Origin of the sequence: Mesorhizobium sp. M2A.F.Ca.ET.037.01.1.1 (genome assembly GCF_003998075.1) — a bacterium.
In the GTDB taxonomy this organism is placed as follows: domain Bacteria; phylum Pseudomonadota; class Alphaproteobacteria; order Rhizobiales; family Rhizobiaceae; genus Mesorhizobium.
On the sequence record NZ_RZSA01001009.1, the window covers coordinates 1 to 2,282 of the forward strand.

Below are 2,282 nucleotides of genomic sequence, written 5' to 3' on the forward strand. Positions count from 1 at the left end.
CCTCTATCTGTCGGCCTGGTCGACCGCCCCCGGCGTCGTTCAGTTCCGCGACGACATCTACGCCCTCGATGGCGCCCAAGAGCTGCAGATCAGCTCGGCTCAGTAAGCATTTGATCTTGTTTGCAAAAGCCGCCCATTGGGGCGGCTTTTTTGTTGCGGCATGAGGGTTCTGCAGCCGGCGCCGTTAACCTTCAAGAAGGATGCAACCCGATATAGGCTAAACAAGAGGGCGATAACGTATGCGTTGGCATATCAAAGCAATTGCAGTCGCGTTGGCCGTCGTTTTGGTTGCTCGATTTGCACTGTTTGACGACGCTGCGGAGTTCCGAAATTTCGCTGCATTGCTTATGCGGTACGGGCCAATGACTGTGGCGATCTGGGCGTTGGGGACTGTGCTTGCGTTGATAGCGATTTCACTGACGGCGAAACCCAAACAAGCGAGAGCCGTGTCGTTGCTGACCAGGGTAAACTACGTGTTGGTCGTAGTGCTACTTGGTGGCTCCATCGCCGCATTTAAACTCGGCTTCTTAGCGTAAATATTCGCCCGACCTGCTGGCCTCTCTGCCGAACTGCTATATCAGTCGCTGGTTCACCAGCCGCGCCACCGCTTGCGCGCGGTTGACGGCGCCGAGCTTGCGCCTGGCATTGTCGACATGGAAGCGCACGGTCGCCTCCGCGATGCCGAGGATCACCGAGATCTCCCAGTCGGTCTTGCCCTCGGCGACCAAAGCCAGGCTGTCGCGCTCGCGCGTCGTTAGCCTGACCGCCGTGGTCGGGGGCGGCGAGGTCAGGCTCATCAGCCTTTCCGTCAAGGCAAGGCCTGCCATGTGGATGGCGAACGCTTGTCCGGCGCAAACTCCCGCCGGCGAAAGCCGAGATGCAGCGAGGCGATCACGCCACCCGCGCCGTAAGAAGTGGCGCAGAGCGCGTCGTCGATATTCGCCTCGCTCAGCGCCTCCCAATAGGCGCCGTATTGCGCATCGTCGTGCGGCGCGAAATCGCTGAAGCGGTAGCTTGTGCGGCTCTCGCGGATCGCCCCCAGCAGCGGGTTGCATTCGAAGCAGACATAGTCGAAGGCCGGACTGCCGGGCCAGCCGCTCGGTGCCAGCCTGGTGATGAAGCCGCCGGCTGCCCAATGGCTGGCCGATGTCAGGATTGCCGCCGGCCTGCGGTAAAGCCTCGTCTGCAGATAGGAGGCGCCGAAATCTTCCATTGCCGCGAAGAGGGCCACGCTGGCGTCTTCGGCCGTGCGCGCCGCATACGCCGCCTCCACATGCGTCATCAATCGTGACAGCATCGTTCGCCCCAGTTTCAACCCACCCGGAACGCAGGGTTGCACGGGCCGTGCCATGCCGCAAGGGCAGGGGCGCTTCGTCTGTCAACCCCGCGTTTTCGAAAGGTTGATGGAGTTGGCCTCTCGCGTATCAGGAAAGACGCGGCGCCAGCCACACGCGCGCTTCTGCGGACCCGGCGCCCCTCTTCTGTATTTGCCACGCCGATTCCAGGACCTTGGCGTGGCGGCCGGCCACCCGGCGCCCCTTAGCAGCCTTGCGCTGACGCCGGGTGCCGGCCGGTTTTTTCGAATTTGGCTGGCGCTCCGGATATCGCGAGCCGCCGGATGCGCCCCGACATTGGGGGACGCTCTCGACCAAGCGCCGCGGCTGCGGCGAAAGAGCGGGCGTGGGCCGTCGGGGCGCATCTTCGCCTTGCTAAAATCTTCTGTGGCCGCTTCGAACGCTGCGCGCCGAGGCCCGCGAATCCGGCCGGATCGAGCTCGGAGTCAGGCTGGCCGGCATCGAGGCCGAGCGCGCCGAACTGCAGGCCATGCTGCGCCGCGGTGACATCAACTACCACACGGCGCGCAAGCTGTTGACCGAGATCACCTTCTCCGAAGCGATCCTCAAGGGCCGGGAACCGCGGGATTAGAACCAGGCGGCTTTGTCTTGGCGCAAACCGGCTAGCAAATTTCGCGCCGCAAACGTGGCGGCCCGAAAACAACTGTGTTAATGCGCGGCGACCTCGCAGACCTCCGGCCCCAAGGGAAAGCAAGCCATGTCAAATGCAGCGGCAGCCTCCAGCAAATTCGAATCCTTCTTCGAGACCACGCTTGCCGACGCCGATCCGGAAATCTTCGGCGCCATCCGCAACGAGCTCGGTCGCCAGCGCCATGAGATCGAGCTGATCGCGTCGGAAAACATCGTGTCGCGCGCCGTGCTCGAAGCGCAGGGCTCGATCATGACCAACAAATATGCCGAGGGCTATCCGGGCAAGCGCTACTATGG

Annotated in this window: 3 protein-coding genes and 1 pseudogene; 2 read left to right on the forward strand and 2 right to left on the reverse strand. The window is 62.9% G+C overall.

Annotated elements, in window-relative coordinates; all coding sequences use genetic code 11:
- Nucleotides 1-239: 239 nt before the first annotated feature.
- Entirely contained in the window at nt 240-536 is a 297-nt protein-coding gene (locus EOA27_RS32620; protein WP_126082944.1) for a hypothetical protein, read from the forward strand.
- 36 nt (nt 537-572) lie between these two features.
- Here EOA27_RS32620 and EOA27_RS42555 read toward each other — a convergent pair whose 3' ends face one another.
- Nucleotides 573-797, reverse strand: a complete 225-nt coding sequence (locus EOA27_RS42555; protein WP_281059503.1) for a helix-turn-helix transcriptional regulator — start codon at nt 795-797, stop codon at nt 573-575.
- Nucleotides 798-808: 11 nt separating this feature from the next.
- The gene (locus tag EOA27_RS42560; protein ID WP_245467070.1) at nt 809-1,297 is read right to left on the reverse strand and encodes a hypothetical protein; all 489 of its coding nucleotides are present in this window, start codon (nt 1,295-1,297) and stop codon (nt 809-811) included.
- 755 nt (nt 1,298-2,052) lie between these two features.
- Here EOA27_RS42560 and glyA point away from each other — a divergent pair.
- Nucleotides 2,053-2,282 (forward strand): annotated as a pseudogene (glyA, locus tag EOA27_RS32630) (serine hydroxymethyltransferase); the annotation flags it as partial.